The organism is Pseudomonas spirodelae, assembly GCF_034653255.1.
Taxonomy (GTDB): Bacteria; Pseudomonadota; Gammaproteobacteria; order Pseudomonadales; family Pseudomonadaceae; genus Aquipseudomonas; species Aquipseudomonas spirodelae.
This window is the reverse complement of the sequence record NZ_JAYEET010000069.1, coordinates 1-1,673: the sequence shown is the minus strand read 5'-3', so window position 1 is coordinate 1,673 and position 1,673 is coordinate 1. Positions and strand designations below refer to the sequence as shown.

Genomic DNA, 1,673 nt, shown 5'->3' with positions numbered 1-1,673 from the left:
CCCAAGACCCCCCCGGTGTCAGGCTAGTTGTCGCCTGAGCTGATTTATCAAAACGATAGATCGGGGGCGTCAAAGAGAGCTGTAATGTCGAGCTATTCACCTGAGCGTAAAGCGGCCCTTATCCGTAAATTACTGCCGCCGCAAAACATGTCCGTGGCCGAGTTGTCGCGCCAAGAAGGCATCTCCCAAGCCACCCTGTATGCTTGGCGCACAAAGCTCAAAGCAGGAGGCGCGGTAGTGCCCGGAGACAAGAACAACGCCGATGACTGGCCGGCCGAAGCTAAGTTTGCGGCTGTGCTACATGCCGCTGCCTTGAGCGAGATCGAGCTCAGCGAATACTGCCGCAGCAAGGGCTTGTACCCCGAGCAAATCAGCGCGTGGCGCCAAGCCTGCATCACGGGCCAGATGTCCGCCAAAGCGCAGCTCAAGGCAGAGCGAGATCAAGCACGGGCCGACAAGAAACGCATTACCGAACTGGAGCGCGAGTTGCGGCGCAAGGACAAGGCGCTGGCGGAAACCGCCGCCATATTGGTACTGAGAAAAAAGATGAATGCCTTCTGGGGAAACGACAGCGAGGACGTTTGACCTCGCTGCCAGAACGGCAACAACTCGTTGAACGCTTTAACCATGCCGTCGCCTCTGGCGCGCGCAAGGCGGTGGCCTGCGCAGAGATTGGCCTGTCGCTGCGCAGCCTGCAACGCTGGGCGCTGATGCCTGTTATACAGGCCGATGAGCGCACGACCACGCTACGTCCACGGCCGCTCAACGCCCTGAGTCCTGATGAGCGCCGCGCCATTCTGGAGGTGTGCAACAGCCCGCCATTCGCCAGCTTGCCGCCGAGCCAGATCGTGCCAAGGCTGGCCGACCAAGGCCGTTACCTGGCCTCAGAGGCCACCTTTTACCGTGTCCTCAAGGCCGCCGATCAGCAGCACCAACGCGGCCGCAGCCATGCGCCGCAGAGGCACGCCGCGCCGACCACGCACAGTGCAACGAAGAGTAACCAGGTCTGGTCATGGGACATCACCTATCTGCAATCGCCGGTGCGCGGGCAGTATTACTACCTGTATTTGATCGAGGACATCTACAGCCGCAAGGCCGTGGGCTGGGAGGTTTACGAGCAAGAAAGCGGCGAGCGTGCGGCCGAACTGATGCAGCGTACCGTGCTCGGCGAGCGCTGCGTGGGCCAACCCTTGGTGCTGCACTCGGACAACGGCGCGCCGATGAAATCGGTGACACTGCTGAGCAAGTTGTACGATCTGGGCATCACCCCCTCGCGCGGACGACCGCGGGTGAGCAACGACAATCCCTACTCAGAATCGCTGTTTAGAACCCTGAAATACTGCCCGCAATGGCCGCAGGATGGCTTTGCCGATTTGGACGCAGCACGCAGCTGGGTGCGCGACTTTATCCGCTGGTACAACCATGAGCACCGCCACAGCCGCATCCGCTTCGTGACCCCGGCGCAGCGCCATCGTGGAGAGGATCAAGAGGTGCTGGCCAAGCGTCATGTGCTGTATCAGCAAGCCCGTTTTAAACACCCGCATCGCTGGTCAGGTGCAACGCGAAATTGGCAACCAATCGGCACCGTCACACTCAACCCGGAAAGGGAGCAGCCGGCACTGAAAATAGCAGCTTAAAAACACGGCTGACGCGACAACTACCTTGCAAAACGC

The 1,673-nt window shown here is 60.4% G+C and carries 1 protein-coding gene; it reads left to right on the top strand.

Annotated features, from left to right (window positions below; genetic code table 11):
• The first annotated feature begins 84 nt into the window (after positions 1 to 84).
• A protein-coding gene (locus SOP97_RS20245) for an IS3 family transposase (RefSeq protein WP_236299687.1) occupies positions 85 to 1,637 on the top strand; the annotation gives its coding sequence in 2 pieces (ribosomal slippage) (positions 85 to 547 and positions 547 to 1,637; 1,554 coding nt in all).
• Positions 1,638 to 1,673 lie beyond the last annotated feature (36 nt).